The 19412-nt window shown below is 32.6% G+C and carries 17 protein-coding genes and 1 pseudogene; 2 read left to right on the top strand and 16 right to left on the bottom strand.

The annotated features are described in order from the left end of the window. Positions 1–112: 112 nt before the first annotated feature. The 16 genes and pseudogenes from SYO3AOP1_RS02365 to napA form a co-directional block, all read right to left on the bottom strand. On the bottom strand, positions 113–880 hold the full coding sequence (locus SYO3AOP1_RS02365) for an ABC transporter permease subunit (RefSeq protein WP_012459174.1): 768 nt from the start codon (positions 878–880) through the stop codon (positions 113–115). Next, on the bottom strand, positions 862–1566 hold the full coding sequence (locus SYO3AOP1_RS02360) for an ABC transporter ATP-binding protein (RefSeq protein WP_012459173.1): 705 nt from the start codon (positions 1564–1566) through the stop codon (positions 862–864). Before SYO3AOP1_RS02360 ends, SYO3AOP1_RS02365 begins: the two co-directional genes overlap by 19 nt. After that, complete coding sequence (locus SYO3AOP1_RS09505) at positions 1563–2345, bottom strand: NosD domain-containing protein (protein WP_281340777.1); 783 nt, start codon at positions 2343–2345, stop codon at positions 1563–1565. The genes SYO3AOP1_RS02360 and SYO3AOP1_RS09505 overlap by 4 nt, the downstream gene beginning before the upstream one ends. After that, positions 2278–2802: a right-handed parallel beta-helix repeat-containing protein gene (locus SYO3AOP1_RS09500; protein WP_281340776.1), complete on the bottom strand. Its 525-nt coding sequence runs from the start codon at positions 2800–2802 to the stop codon at positions 2278–2280. Before SYO3AOP1_RS09500 ends, SYO3AOP1_RS09505 begins: the two co-directional genes overlap by 68 nt. A 12-nt stretch (positions 2803–2814) precedes the next feature. Further along, positions 2815–3288 carry a nitrous oxide reductase accessory protein NosL gene (locus SYO3AOP1_RS02350; RefSeq protein WP_012459172.1) on the bottom strand — a complete coding sequence of 158 codons (474 nt, stop codon included), beginning with the start codon at positions 3286–3288 and terminating at the stop codon, positions 2815–2817. Then, a complete protein-coding gene (locus SYO3AOP1_RS02345) occupies positions 3285–3851 on the bottom strand; it encodes a hypothetical protein (protein ID WP_012459171.1) in 567 nt (188 codons plus the stop codon). The genes SYO3AOP1_RS02350 and SYO3AOP1_RS02345 overlap by 4 nt, the downstream gene beginning before the upstream one ends. Before the next feature lie 94 nt (positions 3852–3945). Continuing rightward, a pseudogene (gene nosZ / locus SYO3AOP1_RS02340) lies at positions 3946–5918 on the bottom strand (Sec-dependent nitrous-oxide reductase). Positions 5919–6396: 478 nt separating this feature from the next. Then, positions 6397–6906, bottom strand: a complete 510-nt coding sequence (locus SYO3AOP1_RS02335) for a cytochrome c (protein WP_012459170.1) — start codon at positions 6904–6906, stop codon at positions 6397–6399. A gap of 23 nt (positions 6907–6929) precedes the next feature. Then, on the bottom strand, positions 6930–7397 hold the full coding sequence (locus SYO3AOP1_RS02330; protein ID WP_012459169.1) for a nitrous oxide reductase accessory protein NosL: 468 nt from the start codon (positions 7395–7397) through the stop codon (positions 6930–6932). A 244-nt stretch (positions 7398–7641) separates the two neighbouring features. Beyond that, entirely contained in the window at positions 7642–8001 is a 360-nt protein-coding gene (locus SYO3AOP1_RS02325; protein WP_012459168.1) for a chaperone NapD, read from the bottom strand. Continuing rightward, positions 8001–8951: a WD40 repeat domain-containing protein gene (locus tag SYO3AOP1_RS02320; protein WP_012459167.1), complete on the bottom strand. Its 951-nt coding sequence runs from the start codon at positions 8949–8951 to the stop codon at positions 8001–8003. The genes SYO3AOP1_RS02325 and SYO3AOP1_RS02320 overlap by 1 nt, the downstream gene beginning before the upstream one ends. 1 nt (position 8952) lies before the next feature. Continuing rightward, positions 8953–9492 (bottom strand): ferredoxin-type protein NapF, encoded by a 540-nt coding sequence (locus SYO3AOP1_RS02315; protein WP_012459166.1) that lies wholly within the window; start codon positions 9490–9492, stop codon positions 8953–8955. Continuing rightward, entirely contained in the window at positions 9492–10142 is a 651-nt protein-coding gene (locus SYO3AOP1_RS02310; RefSeq protein ID WP_012459165.1) for a nitrate reductase cytochrome c-type subunit, read from the bottom strand. Before SYO3AOP1_RS02310 ends, SYO3AOP1_RS02315 begins: the two co-directional genes overlap by 1 nt. Further along, positions 10135–11013 carry a quinol dehydrogenase ferredoxin subunit NapH gene (gene napH, locus SYO3AOP1_RS02305; RefSeq protein WP_012459164.1) on the bottom strand — a complete coding sequence of 293 codons (879 nt, stop codon included), beginning with the start codon at positions 11011–11013 and terminating at the stop codon, positions 10135–10137. Before napH ends, SYO3AOP1_RS02310 begins: the two co-directional genes overlap by 8 nt. Beyond that, on the bottom strand, positions 11014–11808 hold the full coding sequence (gene napG, locus SYO3AOP1_RS02300) for a ferredoxin-type protein NapG (protein WP_012459163.1): 795 nt from the start codon (positions 11806–11808) through the stop codon (positions 11014–11016). A gap of 18 nt (positions 11809–11826) precedes the next feature. Then, complete coding sequence (gene napA / locus SYO3AOP1_RS02295; RefSeq protein ID WP_012459162.1) at positions 11827–14631, bottom strand: nitrate reductase catalytic subunit NapA; 2805 nt, start codon at positions 14629–14631, stop codon at positions 11827–11829. 693 nt (positions 14632–15324) lie between these two features. Between napA and SYO3AOP1_RS02290 the strand changes: the two genes are divergently transcribed. Together SYO3AOP1_RS02290 and SYO3AOP1_RS02285 are read left to right on the top strand one after the other, a co-directional pair. Then, positions 15325–16305, top strand: coding sequence for a ribonucleotide-diphosphate reductase subunit beta (locus SYO3AOP1_RS02290; protein WP_012459161.1), 981 nt, complete (start codon positions 15325–15327; stop codon positions 16303–16305). Positions 16306–16594: 289 nt separating this feature from the next. Next, positions 16595–19147, top strand: a complete 2553-nt coding sequence (locus SYO3AOP1_RS02285; protein WP_012459160.1) for a ribonucleoside-diphosphate reductase subunit alpha — start codon at positions 16595–16597, stop codon at positions 19145–19147. Positions 19148–19412 lie beyond the last annotated feature (265 nt).

Here is a 19412-nt window from a genome sequence, read left to right as displayed (position 1 = left end):
CTGTAATAACAGCGAACGCTATGAAAATTATGATTTAAGAAGATTTTCCATCATCTTTATTGACTCACTATTCACGTCTTATGTTTCACGTTAATTGTAAGTCTTCTAGATATTAAAAATCTTTTTTGCAAAATCTTATTGTAGTCAACATAACAAATATAAAAATCCAAATAAATAAAATTATGATTGGAACAAAAGGATATTTTTGAAGAAATTCAGAAAGAATGATCCCAGAGATACCTAAAAGTTCTGACAAACCTAAGTTGTAGAAGATATAAATTCTTATAGTATCAATAGGGTTTAGAAAAGTAATAGATGCAATAGCTTTTTCGATAGGATAATCAGAAAAGAATATTATGATATAAAAAATTATAGAGTCAAATATTACCAATAAAAAGAACCACAAAACTAAAGATACACCCATTCCCACAACTCTATCATCTATATTTACTCCTATAAAAAATCCTATTGATGAGAATACAAACGTAATCAAAATTTCAGCTAGTATAAAAATAATGAACTTGTCGTAAATATATCCATAAAAAGCGAAAGGAATTACATTACCTATGGCATATGCTAAAGACATTGATAATGATACTGAGAAATAATCTGATAGGAATATGGATTTTCTATGAATTGGTTGTGTAAGTAAAACTTCGATATATTGTCTATTTGAATAAAAGTAGATTAAGGAAAAAATTAAGCTTACTAAGGGAACAGTGATTAATGAAATATTTGTTAAACTTACAACAACTTTATCAAGATCATCTGATGACTTCATTAACATTAAGGTGATTAATCCATTAAGTATGCTATAAAATACAATCCAATTACTTTTGGTTATATTATAAATATTGTATTTTAGGAGTTTAATGAACATACGATAGCATCCTCCAAATTTTGTGTATTTGTTTTTTCTTTTAATTCTTGGATAGATCCAAAAAATGCGATCTTGCCTTCTATCATAAAGCCTAAATTATCAGCCAAATCTTCTATTTCATTTATAATATGGGATACATAAATTATTGTTTTGCCTTTATTTTTTTCTTCGAGAATTAATTTTTTAAATTTTATAGAAGTTATTGGGTCAAGACCGACGGTAGGTTCATCAAAGATTAGAATTTCAGGATCAAACATTAAGGCAAGAATAATATTAACTTTTTGTTTAGTCCCTCCAGATAAACTTTTAATTTTCTTATTTAGTTGCGATTCTAACTCAAATATTTCAATTAAATCTTTTAACTTTTTTTCTGCATTTTTTCCTCTTATATCCTGCATCATGTTAAAAAATTCGTTTACAGTAAGATTGTCAGGAAAATTAGCAAGTTGAGAAGTGTAGCCAATATTTTTTCTATAACGATAATCTTTAAAAATATCTATATCATTAACTAATATTTTTCCATTCGTTGGGATAACTAAACCAAGGATACTTTTAATTAAAGTAGTCTTTCCGCTAGCGTTAGGACCTATTAATGATGTAATCTTGCCTTTTTCAATCTCCATATTTATGTCTTTCAGAGCATAGATTTTTCCAAATTTTTTTTCCAAATTTTTTATTATAATCATCTCCACACCTTTAAAGATGGTTTTTGATCCTTCATATCTATTGGAGTTAATGTAGGAATTTGACTTTCTGCTAGATCAATTAAATATATAAAGAAACTTTTTAACAAAATAAAAAGAAGTGGATACTTTTCAAATAAATATGAAGATAACGTTACAGGTTTGTATGGTATATCCCCATATCCATCTTTATTTAAATCGAAACCTCTATAATTACTCCAATAATTTTCTGTAAATAAATTTCCATAGTTTTGTCTGCTATTTGTTGTAACATCAAAAATATTATTAATGAAATTGTTTTTTCTAAAAATATTATTTTCACAATTGGCCAATAACTTAATACCAATTCCATTTTCTCTAAAAGTATTATTTTCAAATAAAGTTCTATTAGAATCTTCCATATATATCCCAAAAGTATTCTTGTAAAAAAGATTATCTTTCAATTCACTATTTACGATTTCTTTTAATAATAATCCATAATTTGCTGGTCCACTGTTATAAATATATTTATTTTTATACATTTTTATATTTTTTGAATACATGACAGCAATTCCAGCACCATTTTTTTGAAATATGTTATTTAAATATTCATCAGAGTCAGAATACATAAAATGAAGACCATATCTAAGGTTTTTCTCTGATAAATTATTTTCAATCTTACTGTTTAATACAAATTCAAAATAGATTCCATCCCTATGCCCTCTTACGTAATTATTATATATATATGTTTTTGGAATTCCAAATATGTATTCCGTTTCCTGAGGACCCTTCGGTTTTAGCATTTCCTAAAATTTTATTACCAATTAATTTACAGTTGTAAACATTTGCAAGATACAAAGCAAAAAAATTATTTATTAATATATTGTTAGAAATTTCACAATTTCCGCTATTTTCTACTCTAAGTCCAGCTAAGTCATCAACATAACTCATCCCTGAATTTTGAATTTTAAATCCGGATATCTTAAATCCAAAAGTATTATTAACTATAATTACTTGACCCTTAAATTCTCCATCAATTACAGGAAAATTTTCCCCAATAAGGGTTACAGGTCTATCTATAATTAAATGTTCTTTATAAACATCTTTTTTTACTATAATCTTATCTCCAGGCATAGATACATCTATAGCATATTGTATTGTATTAGAATCACAACCTTTTTTACACACTATAATTTCTTTTGCATATGAATTAAAAGTGAATAAAGTAAGCATGAAGAACAAAGTTAGTACTATAAGCATCTTTGAACCTTTTTATTTTTCATAGATATGCATATTACTAAAACGTGGAATGAACTCCATCTGAACCAATACAGTAATACCTTCCCAATCATAAATCTTTCCTCCTTTTGTTTTCAGTTTCGTTTCAGCGCTTTCTCTATCTGGGTATGCAGAAACATTTAAGCCCATTGGACTCCTTAAATTATCACTTACCAAATAAAATGCTTTTTCTGCCAAAATAAACTCCTTAGGATTATCATAATTTGGTACATAAATAGCTTTAACTTGATCTTTTTTCGCCAAATAATCTGCAGCCGCACATTCTATTGAATCGTATTTATAAACTTTTCCTGTTTTTGTTATGATTTCACTCGCAAATTTTATATCAGTTATTACCATTTTACAATATTCGCAAATATCCTTACCCGGATTAATTGGCTCAGGACCCTTAGGGCTACATCCTATTAAAATTAAAAAAATCAAGAAAAGATATAGTCCTTTTTTCATTTTTTACCCTCTTTAAAATAAAGATATGTTGATAGCCAAGCAAGTACAATTGCCAAACCTAATAACGCACCTCCTATATGAGGAAATGAATAAATATCAAAATTTAAAAATGGTTTATGCCCAATAAATGCAGGTTGGAATGGATCAACTTTTATTGGAGCATTTGGAGCGAGATTATGGCCATAATCGTATTCCCACAAATAGAAATCAACCAAACCAGCTATGCCTAAAAGAGTTATTATTGCCGAGAATGTTAAGGTTACTAATTTTTTATTTATTATTGCTGCAATAAAAGCATAAATTATTAAAAAAGCCAAAATAAATGGCATTATCTTAAGTTCAGGGATCGAGTTTTCTTCTATTGTTTTCATCCCGATATAATGGTTTAAATCATTTATAATTTCAATATCGTGCTCACCCAATCCAGTAATTTTATTTACATGAATTAACATCCCTAAACCTTCGGGATATTGTGGAGCATAAAAAAGTATCTCCCATATAGGAAAAAAATAAACCCCGATTAGTAAAATACCCGCTAAAATTAAAAGTACTCTTTTTATCATGATAACCTCCTTTGTTAGCAAACACTAACTTAAATTGAATTGAAAAAAATAAGGGGGAACCCTCCCCCCTTTGTTTAATTTAACTAGTTGAATATTAAAGATCCTTATTTGTTCCGTATTTTATTTGAGGATTTGAACCAGCAGGAGAGACTCTTACATATCCCTGCATTTCTTGGTGTAATGCAGAGCAAAAATCAGTACAATAGAATGGATAAACACCTTCTTTTTTAGGTTCCCACACGAGTGTTTTTGTTTGTCCTGGCATTACTAAAACTTCTGAGTTATTCATGCCCAAAACTGCAAAACCATGAGGTATATCCCAGTCTTGTTCAAGGTTTGTAATGTGGAAGTAAACTTTGTCTCCAACTTTAACTCCCTCAATATTGTCAGGTGTAAAGTGAGATCTTATCATTGTTAAATAAATATGAACTTCATTGCCCTTTCTTACAACTTTTGCGTCAGCTTCTGATTTAATAGCATCAGGGTGTGCATTTGATTTTAAGTCGTAAATTTTTGCTACTCTGTCTTTAATTACACTTGCAGCAATTCCTTGAGCATAATGTGGCTCTCCTACAGTTGGGAAATCCAATAACATCTTCATTTTATCACCACTAATATCTATTAGCTGAGCAGATTGTGCTAATTCTGGTCCAGTTGGTAAATATCTATCTTTTGTTATTTTATTCATTGCTAACAAATATTTACCCCAAGGTTTAGCAGAATCTCCACCAGGGATCATTAAATGTCCTATTGAATAATAAACCGGAATTCTATCAAGGACCTTGCAAGTTTTGTAATCATATTTAACAACCTCCGAAGATACAAAGCATGAAGTGTAAGCATTTCCTTTTCCATCAAACTCAGTGTGTAATGGTCCAAGACATGGTTTGGGAACTTCACAATGATTTACTGCTTCGTATTTAATAACGGGAATACCATCGACTTCTTTTTCAAACTGTTTACCTTCTATCGCTTTTAACATCTTAGAGAAGGAATGGATAGGAATTACTGTTGCAAGCTTTCCTCCCCCAATTATATATTCTCCTGTAGGATCTACGTCAACACCATGAGGAGATTTTGGTGTTGGGAGATAGTATATTGACCCAGGGCAATCTTGAGGTGTTAACATTTTTACTGATTTAATAACTTCGGATGTAGCCATATGTTTAGTTTCATCTAAAATGTTATGATAGTATTCTGTAGGAACATCTTTTCCTTTACCTTCTGCAACACATTGTTCTAATTTTTTCCAATTGACAGCTGCGATATAATCCTTATCATTCTTTGATGCATTAATTTCTAATAGGGTGTGGGCTTGTTCTGTATTGTATGATGTAAAGAAACACCAATCGTGAGATGGTCCTTTACCACAGTGAGCTAAATCGTAATTATATCCAGGGACAAGGAGTTGAAATGCTAATGACATTTTTCCGTCCTTGGGATCAAGTTTAATAAAACTTATCGTTCCTTTAAAATTTTGAGCATAAGATTTGATTTCCACATCCTTCTGTGGAATTGGTACGCTAAATCTTGTAGATGCAGTAAGATACTCAGAATTTTCTGTAATAAAAGATGAAGCATGGTTTCCAGCTGCATTTGGAATCTCGATAATTTCTGTTGTTTCAAAAGTAGTTAAAGAAATTTTTGCTATTCTTGGAGTGTTGTTTGCATTTATGAAAATCCATCTTCCGTCTGGTGCACCGTTAGTTTGAGATAGCTCAGGGTGGTGGCGCTATCGTCCCAGGGTACAAAACCGTATGAGGTCATAAGCATGGGTTTTGTCTCTGGAGTATATCCATAACCGTTTTCAGGAAATTGTGAAAAAACAGGTATTATCTTAAGCAACCGACCAGAAGGTAATCCATACACGCTTAATTGTCCATTAAATCCTCCTGATAGGAAAGCGTAAAATTCATCATACTGTCCAGGAGGAACATAAACTTTTTTCGCAGCATCTTCAAAACCACCAGCACCACCTGTTGATTTTACTTGCTCCTTCGAGGGGCATCCAAAAATTAACAATGAAGACAGGGAAATTATCCCTGCACCAAATAATAATTTTCTCATAGCATAAACCTCCATTTTAAAGTAGTTAGTATATATATTTAAGGAATTTTTCTATATGCTCATTGATTTAAATCAAAGAAATCTAAATATAATTTCACGATTTTTTTATAGTAATATTAAACAAAATTAAATTAAAATTAAACATAGAATTCTTTTATTAAAAAGAAGAGAATAGTTTATTTTTTTGTTAATTTTAACAATATATGATTTGTACAGTTAATACTTCGTATAAAAATTCAAGAAAGATAAAATTCCTCGCTGTCTGCAGAATGACATGAAAGGCGGGTCAATTTTTTTGATGCTTGAACATTAAAGTCTCTCTGTCATATTAAGGATGAAGTCCGAAAGATCTTTTATTTAATTTAGAGCCTTTTGTCAATTTCTCACCCGACGTATCATTGTTTATAAAGTTTATAAAGAGATTAGAGATTCTAAGTATAAGAACCCACACAAGGTTCAGTGTGGGTAAACAAAAATTCTATTTTGATTGGTTATCAACAGATCTTAAATATTCAAGTACGGCACGAGCCTCTTCCTCTGATAAATTTTGTGGGGTCATTTGTGTTAAATAAGTTTCATATAATGCTTTAGCAACTGGATCTTTTTGTGTCATCTCGACAGGATTCAATATCATATTCATAATCCACTCAGGCTTCATTGCTAAAGTTACACCTTTTAAAGGAGGTCCAACGTATTTTTCATCTAATTTATGACACATGCTACACTTCATTTTAAAAATTTCTTCTCCCTTTTTAGCCATTTCTTGATCTATTTTATCACTTATCTCTACTTTTTTAATTGGACCAATTCCTATATCTGAAGTTTGATTGACTTGTCCTGATTTTTCATTTTTCCCTGTTTCAGCGGTTGTTGAAATTTGACTTGTTGGGGCTTTTTGCTCCTTTTGTTCTACTTGCCCTTCCTCTTTTTTTTGACAAGAAATAATTACCAAACCTATTAATGCAGAAACAAAAAGTTTTCTCTTCATAGGATTATCCTCCTTAAATAAATTTAATGATGATGTTTTGACTCAAATCTAGGTAAGAACTCTTTGTTTATTAATTCCTGAACCTCTTTCCAGTTATATATCTCTCCTCCTTTTTCATTTTTCATCTTAGTTGCTTCTTCAATAGACTTATAAGCTGACAAATTCATTCCCATCATAGTTTTTATTTTATCGCTTTTTAGGAAATATGCATCAGAAGCATTTATAAACTCTGAAGGGTTTAAGAAATTAGGAACTTTGATTTCTTTAATCTTATCTTTGTTAAGTATATAATAAGCTACTGCACATTCTATGCTACAAAAAGTAATCTTTTTATTCTCATTAGTTATTCCTATTGAGCCAAATTTTTCACTTTTAACAATCATACCACAAAATTGGCATTTGTCAACACCATAATTGAGTAATATTCTTTCTTCTCCAAATGCTCCTATTACTACAAATAGTAAGATTATCAAAGATTTAAAAATTTTCATTAACGTTTACCTCCTTTCGTAAGTTTAACAAGATAATGGTAATGATTTTATATAAATAAATTCATTGATTAAGATCAATTATTTTCTTTATAACTAAGATAGAAGTTATATAATCAGGATTTCTTTGAATTGGGAATGAAAGGTTTGGAAAAAACCTAACCGTACAATTTTCATCCTTAACATATTTTCCTATACTTCTTTTGACTTATACACTTCTATTAGTCATTAGATGAGAAAGACATCTTTAAAGCTTTTTTAAATGTCCTGAATATGTTATTTTTTCTGCTGGTATTGAATCATCATTTAAAAATTCTAAAATCTTATTTTGATTTTCCTCAATTTCTTTCATTGCTTTTTCAAGCTCTTCGGCAGTATAGGTAAAGTGCATTTCTGCTGATATTACATGAGGTATACTTTGAATTATCCTAATTTTAGCAATTTCTTCATCTGCATCCCTGCCTTCTATTGTTACTACAATCCTACCTTTTTCATCATAAAAATGAATATCACATACATTACTATTTTCTAATTCTTTTAATACATCATTTAAAAATTCTGGTCTTGTTTGAACAACTATTGATGAGATGTTTTTTACTTCGTCCATTACTTTATCCTCCAAATAATTATTTTTCCATCATCTGAACCGCTTACAAGTTCATCTTCAGATAAAAAGGTCATAACTCCAACTGTAGAATGATGACCTTTTACCGTTGTTAATTTATCAATAATAAAATCATAAATGCCTATATCATTTGATTCGTTATATTGAAATGCACACTTTTTAGCACTTGGTGAGAGTGCAACAGAAAATACTATAAATTCAGCTTCTAATTTTTTATAACTTCCTGTATTGATATCATAATACCCAACTCTTCTATCTCTACCTCCGGTTAGAATTTTACCTGATTTGCAATCTACTCTATAAATTTGGTCTACGTTAACTTTATCAAATTTTCTAATTAATCTTCCTGATTTTACATCAACTAAATAAGCAGTTCCGCCTTCGTCTCCTATCACTAACCTATTTTTATTATCACAAAGAGCCATATCTCCAAAAGAATAATTTCCAATTTGGGTCCTGTATACATATTTACGAGATTTTAAGTCAAGAAGTATAAGCTCATCTCCTTTTGTAGTTAGAATAACTAAATCGTCGCTAAAAAATCTTAGCTTTGTTAGTTGTAAGTTTGCATTTGCAGGAATTATTTTGATTAGTTTATTATCTTGCTCAACATAAAACTCTCTATTACCTCCAGTAGCTTCTGTAATCATTGCAATAGTTTTACCGCTTGGAGAAATGTCCACAGAAAATACTTTTGGAGGTTGATAGCCACCCATAAAATCTTCAAATTTTGGTAAAGTTAATTTTCTAATTAGCTTTCCCGATTTCTTATCTAAAATTTCAACCGTTCCTTTTTCTGTCGAAACTATAAGATTATTTTGGTAATTAACTATATCTAAAACCCCTCCACTAACTTTGATTTGCTTTTCTATGGTTATACTAAAGCTGTTAGAAAAAATAAACAAAATTGCTAAAAATATGTACTTGTTCATCTTATAAACTCCTTGCAACTATAGCGTTAACTGGACATGTGATTATACAAAAACCGCAGCCAGAACATTTATCAGTGATAATTTTTGGTTTAAATAAACCTTCAAATTTTATTGCATCATCTAAGCAAGGGTCTTTACATGAAAAACACATAGTTTTATTCCAAGCCAAGCATCTTTCGGTAATTATCTGAACTTTTGCAGAAATCTTTCTATTATCTTTATCAATTAAAACACCTTTATTACAAGCTTTATAACATTCTCCACAAAATGTGCACCCTGAACTATTAAAAACTACATAAACTGAACCATCTTCATATCTTTGAAGAATCTTTTCTTCACATTTAGAGATACAATAACCTTCACAATCTTTACAAAGACTAAAATCCGATTCTTCTGATATATATGGAGGTCTTATTAAATTAAAATCCTTGGCCTCTTCTTTTTCTTTAATATCCAAATGTGAATCTCTTGAATCTAAGCTTTCTTTCAAGAGGGAAGGGATAGCCGAAAACAGCCCCCTTCTGCTAATTTTATTATCCATTAATGGTGCTCTCCTGAAGGGACGTTATCACTTGGAGGACCACTAAATTTTTCATTATCAATGGCTGTTCCACCAAGGTCGACGCCTTCCATAATGTTTTGAATAAGTTTTGATCTTTCTTTAGCCTTGGGATCACGATAATCGGGCTTAAATGTATTTTTAACTACCGGCTGAACATCTAACTGTGGAGCATGGCATTGTGTACAGTTGTATCTTCCTTGGTATAAATGGTTTAATTTTTGTCCTGTTCTAAAATTTATAAAATGAGTTGGAGGAATTGGAGTTGCTTTAACTGCTTTAGCTACTTCAGGCATATGGCATCCAAGACAAGCGTTGTTTTCCTTTGTAATTGGAAGTAGTCCTTCAGTACTGTGTGGAATTTGTGGAGGAGCGTTTTCATATGCTCTTTTGTACTTTTTAGATGTTCCGGGGGGTGGTTTTGGAGCATATTCAGGATCTATTATTGCTGGAGGTGCAGTATCTTCTTCTTCAACAGGAGCTTGTCTAATTCCAATCTCTTCTGGAGTTATTTCCGATTTTGCCTGATTTGGAGGTTCTTTTGCTATAACTTTATTAATTAAGAAAGTTGTTGAAATCAATGAAGTACTAACAACCGCCATTAATGTTAGAATTTTAAATTTTTTAAGCATTGGTTTTGACCTCCTTTTCTGGATTTTTGATTTTTAGCTTAAAATTTAATGCATCTGCGGGACAAACTTCTATGCATCGTCCACAGTTGATGCATGCTCCACTATTAACAAAGCTGGTATAACCATCCTTCCCAACCATAGAAAGAACTTGTTTTTCAGGACATACTGATTTACATTCCATACATAAAGTGCATTTTTCATGGTTATGGTGGACCCTTATAATACTTTTTTGACCAATTATTGAATAGAAAGCACCTAAGGGACAAAGATGTCCACACCATCCGTTTTTTATAACAAATAGATCAAAGAAAAATATTGAAGCAACAATCGTCCATCCAAAACCCATTCCAAAAATTAATCCTCTGTGAAGAATAGAAATAGGGCTGACCATTTCAAAAGCTGCAGTACCAACAATAGCTGAAATAATAATACTTAATCCAAGAATCCAATATCTAACACTTCTGTTGATGTACAAAGGATGGAACTCGTCTCTATCCAGCTTAAATTTTTTCCTAATCCAATTTGCTAAATCGGTTACCATATTTACAGGACAGACCCACGAACAAAATGCTCTTCCTCCAATAGTCGCGTAAAATAACATTACAATTAATGCACCAATAAGAGTATCTGTTGCAACTAATGCTCCTGTTGCCAAAATTTGCAATACAGCAAACGGATCTGCCATAGGAATCGTTCCAAGTATTTTTGAAGAGCTTAAATTTCCTTGCAATATTTTCCAGCCATAAACATTCCCGCCTATATAAAGTGCAAGGATAGTAATCTGGGTTAATCTTCTTAGGAAGAGGAATTTGTATCTGTGAAATAGGGAGCCTTTTTCTTCTTCAATTGGTTTTTCAACTACGTTTTCCATTTAAAAGCCCTCATTTAAATAATCTTCAGCTTTTTTATGTGTTCTTTCTGTCTTTTGGGTTTCAATACCCTTAGATCCCTCCAATCTTTTTTCATCCTCTTCCATCCATCCTTTTACATAGTGTTTTCCTGCTTTTCCAAGGGCTATATTTCTTGGAAGAACAAATATAGCTGCTTTTTCTGTTACACATGCATGTTCGCATAATCCACAGCCTGTGCAAAAGTCTGCATGAACGACAGGTCTTAAATAAGCATGTCTTCCTGTTCTTTCATTCCGTTCATATTCAAGGGTTATTGCTTTATCTATAAGAGGGCATGCTCTATAACAAGCATCACATTGTATACCCCAGAAAGCAATACAATTTTCATGATCAACAACAGCAAGACCCATTCTCGCTTTATTAATGTCAAGAGCTTCCTTCCCGTTTTTAATAGAAGAAACCGATTTAATATTAAGGGCACCTGTTGGACAAGGTGGCACACAAGGTATATCTTCACACATCCTACATGGATTGGTTCGCGGTATAAAGTAAGGAGTACCTAAGGGTTTATTGTCGCCTGGTTTAGCAAGATATAAAACGTCATAAGGGCAACCTTCAACGCATAATCCACACTTTATGCATTTTTTGATGAAATCTTCTTCTGGTAAAGCTCCTGGTGGTCTTAGAATAAGAGGATCACTTTTTGCCTCATATACAAAACCAGCCCATAAAGAACCCCCAAGGAAGGAAATCCCTATTCCTTGAAGGGTATTCACTATAAGCTTTCTTCTGCTTATTTTTGTTTTTTCATCCATAGCTTAATACCTTCTAATTTAAGCTTTATAAATTTTTACTGCACATTTTTTGAAATCATTTTGTTTTGATATAGGACAGGTTTGGTCAAGAGTAACTTTATTTATGTAAACTCTCTCATCAAACCAAGGAACAAATACCAAGCCTCTTGGTGGTCTATTTCTTCCTCTTGTTGCAACACGAGCTTTTACCTTACCTCTTCTGCTTTCCACCCAAACAAGCTCTCCATCCTTAACACCTATTTTTTCCGCATCTTTTGGATGCATATAACATAGAGCCTCTGGAACAGCCCTGTAAAGTTCCGGAACCCTCATTGTCATTGTACCACTATGCCAATGCTCTAAAACTCTTCCTGTACATAACCAGATTGGATATTTTTCATCAGGGACTTCAGGTGGGTCCATATAAGGTCTAAAGAATATTTTCGCTTTATTTTTAAGGTCAACCATTTCTTGTGAAGGTCCATGAAGATTTCCTTTTGGAATCTTTTTGAAAGCAGGTCCATAGAATGCAAACTCACCAGCCCCAGCTTTTCTTGCATATGGATCATACTTAGCGTTAAATCTCCATAAAGTTTCTTTTCCATCAACAACAGGCCATTTTAATCCTCTAACTCTATGATATGTATCAAAGTCTGCAAGGTCGTGACCATGTCCAAGTCCAAACTTTCTGTACTCTTCAAATAGATATTTTTGAATAAAGAATCCATAACCTTTCCAAGGCTTGCCATCAACACCGATAACATTTCTCTTGTCTCCTTCAGCCTCTGTGTTTAAAAATCCTTTTCCAATTGGATCTGGCCATTTATAGCTTTTTGCTTCAGCATTTGCAAATAATACATCGTATAATGTCATTTCTGGATCATAGCCCATCGCTTTAGCCTGGTTTAAAACATCGGGTAAAACAGTTCCATTTGGTAGCTTCCATTCTTTCCATACTTCTTTTAATTTAAAGAATTTTGAAAATTCAATGACTTGCCATGAATCAGACATTGCTTCTCCAACCGGAGTAACTTGCTGTCTCCAGAGCTGAGTTCTTCTTTCAGCATTACCATAGCCACCCCATTTTTCATAAATCATTGCTGATGGTAAAATTAGATCTGCAACTTTTGCAGATATTCCTGGGTATGCTTCAGAAACTACAATAAAGTTATCCATTTCTCTTGCAGCTTTAATCCAATGATTTGCGTTTGCTGTATCTTGCCATGGATTACAAACTTGAACCCATGCCCATCTTATTTTTCCATCCTCAAGATCTCTCATTATTTGGACGATATGAGACCCTGGTACTGGATTTATTGTACCTTCAGGAACTTTCCATATTTTTTCAGCAATTTTTCTGTGTTCCGGATTGTTTACAACCATATCTGCAGGTAATCTATGTGAAAATGTACCAACTTCTCTTGCTGTTCCACAGGCAGAAGGCTGTCCTGTTAAGCTAAATGCACCTTCACCCGGCTTTGCCATTTTACCAAGTAATAAATGAACCATGTAAGCTTGTTCGTTAACCCAAGTACCACGCGTATGTTGATTAAATCCCATTGTCCAAAATGTTACAACCTTTCTTCCTTTCTCTATATAAAGCTCTGCCATAGTTTTTAATTTTTCTTTGAATTGTTCAAGTGGTTCATCTGGATCGCCCTTGGCTATTCTTGCAACATAATCTAAGGTGTAAGGCTCAAGTGCTTTTTTGAATTCTTCGAACGTAATTACCCAATGAGCATCAGCTTGTCCAGAATGTTTCATTTCAAGAACGTCTTTTGGTTTTACTCCAAGATATGCTAAAGCAGGTGCTTCTGTTTCTGAGATTACTTTTTTCTTCTGTTTAATCATTGTCTCTTTTTCTAAGCTTGAATATTTAGGATTGTCAACATCTTCTCTCATACCATAGCCTATATCAGCATATCCGGTTGTAAAAACACAGTATTTATCTACAAAATTTTTATCTATTGCTTCAGGATGGTTGTATACTATTTCCCTTGCTATATAGTTGAAAATTGCAAGGTCTGTATTTGGTCTAAAAACAATATCAATGTCGGCAATATCCATTGTTCTATGTCTAAAGGTCGATAAAACAACTACTTTAACTCTATCTGGGTTTGATAACTTTCTATCAGAAACCCTTGACCATAGTATAGGATGCATTTCTGCCATATTTGAACCAAATGCAACGATTGTGTCTGTTAATTCTATATCATCATAGCAACCAGGCGGTTCATCTATTCCGAAAGTTTGCATAAAACCAGCTACGGCACTTGCCATGCAGTGACGAGCGTTAGGGTCAATGTTATTACTTCTAAATCCTGCTTTCATTAATTTAAGAGCTGCATAACCTTCCATAATAGTATGTTGACCAGAAGAGAAAAATCCAATACCTGTTGGTCCAAGCTGACTATAGTACTTCTTGAATTGTTTTGTCATTTCTTCGTAGGCTCTCTGCCAGCTAACAGGCTTAAATTTTCCTTTTTTGTCAAACTCTCCTTTTTCATTCATCCTTAGAAGGGGGGTTGTTAATCTATCTTCACCGTACATAATTTTTGCTGTAAAGTAACCTTTTATACAGTTCAACCCTCTGTTAACTGGTGCCTTTGGATCTCCTTTAACTGCTACAATTCTATCATCTTTGGTAGCTATCATGATTCCACATCCAGTTCCACAGAATCTACATACAGCCTTATCCCATCTCCATCCTGCTTGCGATTCGGTTGCAGCTAAAACTTCTTCAGGTATTTCCATCCCTATCGCAGTTGCTGCAGATACAGCCGCAACAGTTTTCAAAAAATCCCTCCTGGAAATTTCAAGAGCAACATTTTCTTTTTCTTCCATCTTACTCTCCTTCTCCCATTTAAGATAATGGGGTATGGATATTTGTATTCCGCCTCACATACAGGCGGTACTTTAAAATTTCAGATTTTTAAATCTTAATTTAACTTTATATGTGATTAAAGTCATTGATTTAAATCAAGAGTAAATTTTAAGACAATTTTAAACTTATTTCTAAAATTATCAAATACAAAATAAGTTTGCAGATAATAAAAAATTCATAAATAGCTTTATTATGCTTTTCACTTTTTTAAGAAAAAAGAGGCGCTTCCTTTTTATGAAGCGCCCGGGAGAAAACACAACTGTGGAGGTGCGAATATGGAGATTTCAATATTCAGAATATATTAAAGATTTATAAAAAGTCTTTGATTTTGGTCAAAAAAATTAGTAATTAAGTAGATTCAATTTCCTTACTAATTTAGATTAAAGAGGTGAAAAAACTAATAAATTCAGAGCAAATTATGTATAAACATTCAAAATTCACTCTCACGCCAAAATAAGCAACTTTATTTTTAAAAACCTATTCCTACAATCATTTAACCAATCCTAAATTTAAAAATTTTTTTAAACTCATTACCTTAAATAATTCACTTCCTCTAAAGTCATTGACTTAAAACATCTTTAAATTTTTTGACATTACACTATATTTAGTGTATTATTTAGTTTTACATACTATATATAGTGGAGGTAATAAAAATGGCACTTATAGGAAAAACATCAGTTAGAGACAATATCAGATTGTCAGAAAATCCAAGATACCCAATTTTCAAAGAGCTATACACTAAGCAGAAAAAAGCCGTATGGTTTCCGGAGGAGTTAAACATTCAACAAGACGTGCTTGATTATAAATCTCTCTCACCAACAGAAAAAGATTTATTTGACAGTGCTGTTGGATACTTTGCATCATCTGAATTATTAGTCCAAAACGTTGTTGGAAATGGATTTTTTCCGGTTTTAACAGACCCATACGCAAAGATGAGCTTTTCTACCCAAATGTTTATGGAAAACATTCATTCAGACTTTTTCGAAATCATTCTCAACTCCTTTGATATGGACAGAAAAAGAATATACAACATCACACTTGAAGATAAACTGCTAAAAGAAAAGCAAGAGTTAATCGTTCGAGCAGTTGACAGAATAACTTACGGAAAAGCAGACCCAGACACGATAGAAGGCAAAAAGCAGATACTAACTTCTATACTTTTAAATAACATCATTCAAGAAGGATTATTTTTCTATTCAGCATTTGCACACTTCTTTGCTATGAAAGACACGGGAAAAATGAAAAACGTAGTAAGCGGTGTAGAGCTTATTTTGATAGATGAAAGCCTCCACTTACAAAACGGCATAGAAGCCATCTTAACAATGGTTGAAGAAAACCCTGAGATAGTTGATGATTACCAATTTGTTGAAAACATAAGACAATCTATCATTGATGCTGTAGAGCTTGAATTAAACTATCTAAAAACTAAATTCGGCGGGACAACCATCTTCGGTGTTTCTTATGGAGAGCTTGAAAGATATATGAAGTATATAGCAGATAGAAGATTAATAGAACTTGGATTTGACCCACAGTTTGGAATAGACCAAAACCCACTTAAATTCTTACAGAAAGAAGACGTTAAAAAATTAACAAACTTCTTTGAAGTTTCATCAACTGAGTATACGAATTTTTAACGTGAGACGTATGGCTTTATTAATAAAGAATAAGTTACACCTTGGGGTGAGAAATTAGTGATTTTTGTAGAATTTAAAAAGGAGATCCTTCGGACTTACGTCCTTAGGATGACAGGAAAAAGTTGGATAATAAGCATTAAAGGAAGGATAGCCTTATTTGTCATTCTGAGCGAAGCGAAGAATCTCCTACTTTTATTTAATTTCTCACCCGACTTGCTGTAACTTTTTAATAAAGAATAACTTACTTAATTCCACGTTTCGCTCACATTTAAATAAAGGAGGTAGGCAAATGAATGGACACAAAAACAGAATTGTTGTAAAAAGAGACGGAACCCAAGAAAAATTTCAAATGAAAAAGCTTGTAGATGCTATATTTGCACTTCTTGAAGGGCTTGACCTGCCGGATGATTACGAAATAGTCTTCAAAATTACAAAAGAACTTGACTTAAAAATTCCAGAAGTAGTTACAACAGAAGAATTAGACTATTTAGTATTAAAAGCTATCGAACATCTTATTCCGACAGGTTCAATCTATGACACGATAGCGACAAGACAGCTTTTGAAAATCATCAACAGAAGAATAGAAAGGAGATTTTCTTCATTTAAAGATTACATAAACTATGCAGTAAACGAAAAATTGCTAAAACCGGAGCTTTTAAATTTTGACATAGACCTACTTGAATCTAAAATAGATTACTCAAGAGATAACAATCTTGATTACTTTGGACTGTCAACGTTAAAAGATAGATATCTTACAAAAGACAGAAACTTTGAAACTATAGAAAAGCCGCAGTGGTTCTTTATGAGAGTAGCAATGGGAATAGGAAATACAGAAGAAGAAATATTAAAAATCTACGATAAACTATCAAATCTTGAATACTTACATTCAACACCAACTTTATTTAACTCAGGAACTCTTACAAATCAGTATTCAAGCTGTTATGTAAACGTAGTTGATGATTCTCTCGAGTCTATCATGGATAAAGCAAAAGAAACTGCATTCTTAGCAAAATATGCAGGCGGAGTTGGAACAGATATTACAAGAATTAGAGCTACAGGGTCAAAAATCCATTCTTTAAATGCAAAATCAAGCGGAATAATTCCATTTATAAAAATCTTTGATACTATCGTAAACGCAATCCAGCAAGGTGGCAGAAGAAGAAGTAGTCAAGTTATGTACTTACAACCTTGGCATTTAGACGTAGAAGCATTTTTAGATTTAAGAGAAACTACAGGAAACCCCTACTTTAGAACCCCTTCTTTAAACACAGCCCTATGGATGCCGGATGAAATAATGAGAAGAATCAAAGAAGGAGAGCCTATCTATCTATTTGACCCTGCAGAATGTAGAGAATTAGTAACAAGCTACGGAGAAGAGTTTGCTAAAAAATACCAAGAATGTATAGAAAAAGCAGAAAGAGGAGAGTTAGAGCTTTGGAAAAAGATAGACAGTAGAGATTTCTATAAAAAATATCTATTCAAACTTGCAAAGACAGGACATCCATGGCTTACATTCAAAGATGCACACAATAGACACAACCCATGTCCTAAATACAGTGTAATTAACTCATCTAACCTATGCACAGAAATATCAATACCAAACTCACCTCAGTCAACAGCAGTTTGCACCCTTGCATCTGTTAACTTAGCAAGACATTTGAAGAAGGTTGAACGTGAGACGTCAGACGTGAAACGTGAAGAGCTAAGTCCTAACGAAAAAAACACGTCTCACTTACTCACTTATTCACCTACTCACTCCATCGATTGGGATAAACTAAAAGATACACTTGAAACAATGGTTGTTGCACTTGATAACATTTTAGATAAAAACTTTTATCCATCAGAAGAGTCAAGAAAAAACACAATGGACTTAAGACCTATTGGCATAGGATTGATGGGATTCCATGAAGCATTGATCTATCTTGGAATTCCATACGACAGCGATGAAGCTATAGAACTTGCAAAAGAGATAGCCAAATTTATGAGAGAAACAGTGTATAGAAAATCTGAAGAGTTGGCAAAAGAAAGAGGAGCATTCCCGCACTATTATGAAGTGAGTAAGCGAGAAAGTGAGAAAGTGAAAAGTGAAGAACTAAATCCTAACGAAAAAACACCTACTCACCTACTCACCTACTCACCTACTCACCCTTATAACTATCCTCCAAGAAGAAACGCAGTCTTACTTGCAATAGCACCAACAGCATCAATCTCAATCATAGCAGGAACTTCTTCAAGTATAGACAACTACTTCTCTAATATTTTCTCAAGAGATACACTATCAGGCAAATTTATCGTAGTAAACAAGCCACTTATGAAAATGTTGGAAGAAAAAGGTATCTGGAATGAAGAGATGCTGGAAAAAATAAAAGCAAACCAAGGAAGTATTCAGTATATAGATGAGCTGGAAGGAGTAGTGGATAAAAGACTATTCAAAACAGCATATGAAGTAAGCCCATACAGACAAATAGATATAGCAGCAGCATTCCAACAGTATATAGACCAAGCTGTTTCTAAATCTTTATACATAGAAGAAGATTTAAGAGATGATATGGAAAACATCTACATGTATGCTTGGGAAAAAGGACTTAAATCAACCTACTACTGCTTTATAGACAAAACTATCAAAGGTGAAAAATACACAATGAACGTAAACAAGAGAGGAGAAAGAAGAGGTTTTGGACTTGCAAGAGCTAAAGACCAAGTTAATAAAGATTTAGAAGAATTGGAAAGAATGGCAAGAGAAAAATATGGTGATGAGATAGTTGATAAGGTTAAAGCAGGAAACGTAGATGCATGTCCTACTGACCCGTTGCTTGCAAAGATATGTCCAAGCTGTGAATAATAATTACGCTGGGGGCTTTAAAATCAGCCCCCAATAAATCTGCTTTTAACTTCATTGAGACATTTTATTAAATTTAATACTTTTTTTATCGTCATTCTGCAGCCGGCGGAATCTCCTAATTTTATTGAATTTCTCACTAGACGTGCATGATTTATTATTGTAAGCTATTGTTAAACATATACTTCGTTTGTTGGCTGTATCTTCTGAGTTTGTTTCAAACCCTGCTTTAAGTAAATGACATAAAATCTTATTGTGAAGAATCTCA

It is taken from the genome of Sulfurihydrogenibium sp. YO3AOP1 (genome assembly GCF_000020325.1).
In the GTDB taxonomy this organism is placed as follows: Bacteria; Aquificota; Aquificia; order Aquificales; family Hydrogenothermaceae; genus Sulfurihydrogenibium.
The sequence above is the reverse complement of the archived record's forward strand: the minus strand, read 5'-3'. Positions and strand labels throughout refer to the sequence as shown.

Coding starts and splice junctions, on each gene's coding strand:
- SYO3AOP1_RS02315 (WP_012459166.1), bottom strand. CDS start 9,492: ATGGATAATAAAATTAGCAGAAGGGGGCTGTTTTCGGCTATCCCTTCC.
- SYO3AOP1_RS02345 (WP_012459171.1), bottom strand. CDS start 3,851: ATGATAAAAAGAGTACTTTTAATTTTAGCGGGTATTTTACTAATCGGG.
- napH (WP_012459164.1), bottom strand. CDS start 11,013: ATGGAAAACGTAGTTGAAAAACCAATTGAAGAAGAAAAAGGCTCCCTA.
- napA (WP_012459162.1), bottom strand. CDS start 14,631: ATGGAAGAAAAAGAAAATGTTGCTCTTGAAATTTCCAGGAGGGATTTT.
- SYO3AOP1_RS02330 (WP_012459169.1), bottom strand. CDS start 7,397: ATGAAAATTTTTAAATCTTTGATAATCTTACTATTTGTAGTAATAGGA.
- SYO3AOP1_RS02360 (WP_012459173.1), bottom strand. CDS start 1,566: ATGATTATAATAAAAAATTTGGAAAAAAAATTTGGAAAAATCTATGCT.
- SYO3AOP1_RS02365 (WP_012459174.1), bottom strand. CDS start 880: ATGTTCATTAAACTCCTAAAATACAATATTTATAATATAACCAAAAGT.
- SYO3AOP1_RS02310 (WP_012459165.1), bottom strand. CDS start 10,142: ATGCTTAAAAAATTTAAAATTCTAACATTAATGGCGGTTGTTAGTACT.
- SYO3AOP1_RS02320 (WP_012459167.1), bottom strand. CDS start 8,951: ATGAACAAGTACATATTTTTAGCAATTTTGTTTATTTTTTCTAACAGC.
- SYO3AOP1_RS02285 (WP_012459160.1), top strand. CDS start 16,595: ATGAATGGACACAAAAACAGAATTGTTGTAAAAAGAGACGGAACCCAA.
- SYO3AOP1_RS02335 (WP_012459170.1), bottom strand. CDS start 6,906: ATGAAGAGAAAACTTTTTGTTTCTGCATTAATAGGTTTGGTAATTATT.
- SYO3AOP1_RS09500 (WP_281340776.1), bottom strand. CDS start 2,802: ATGCTTATAGTACTAACTTTGTTCTTCATGCTTACTTTATTCACTTTT.
- napG (WP_012459163.1), bottom strand. CDS start 11,808: ATGGATGAAAAAACAAAAATAAGCAGAAGAAAGCTTATAGTGAATACC.
- SYO3AOP1_RS09505 (WP_281340777.1), bottom strand. CDS start 2,345: ATGCTAAAACCGAAGGGTCCTCAGGAAACGGAATACATATTTGGAATT.
- SYO3AOP1_RS02325 (WP_012459168.1), bottom strand. CDS start 8,001: ATGGACGAAGTAAAAAACATCTCATCAATAGTTGTTCAAACAAGACCA.
- SYO3AOP1_RS02350 (WP_012459172.1), bottom strand. CDS start 3,288: ATGAAAAAAGGACTATATCTTTTCTTGATTTTTTTAATTTTAATAGGA.
- SYO3AOP1_RS02290 (WP_012459161.1), top strand. CDS start 15,325: ATGGCACTTATAGGAAAAACATCAGTTAGAGACAATATCAGATTGTCA.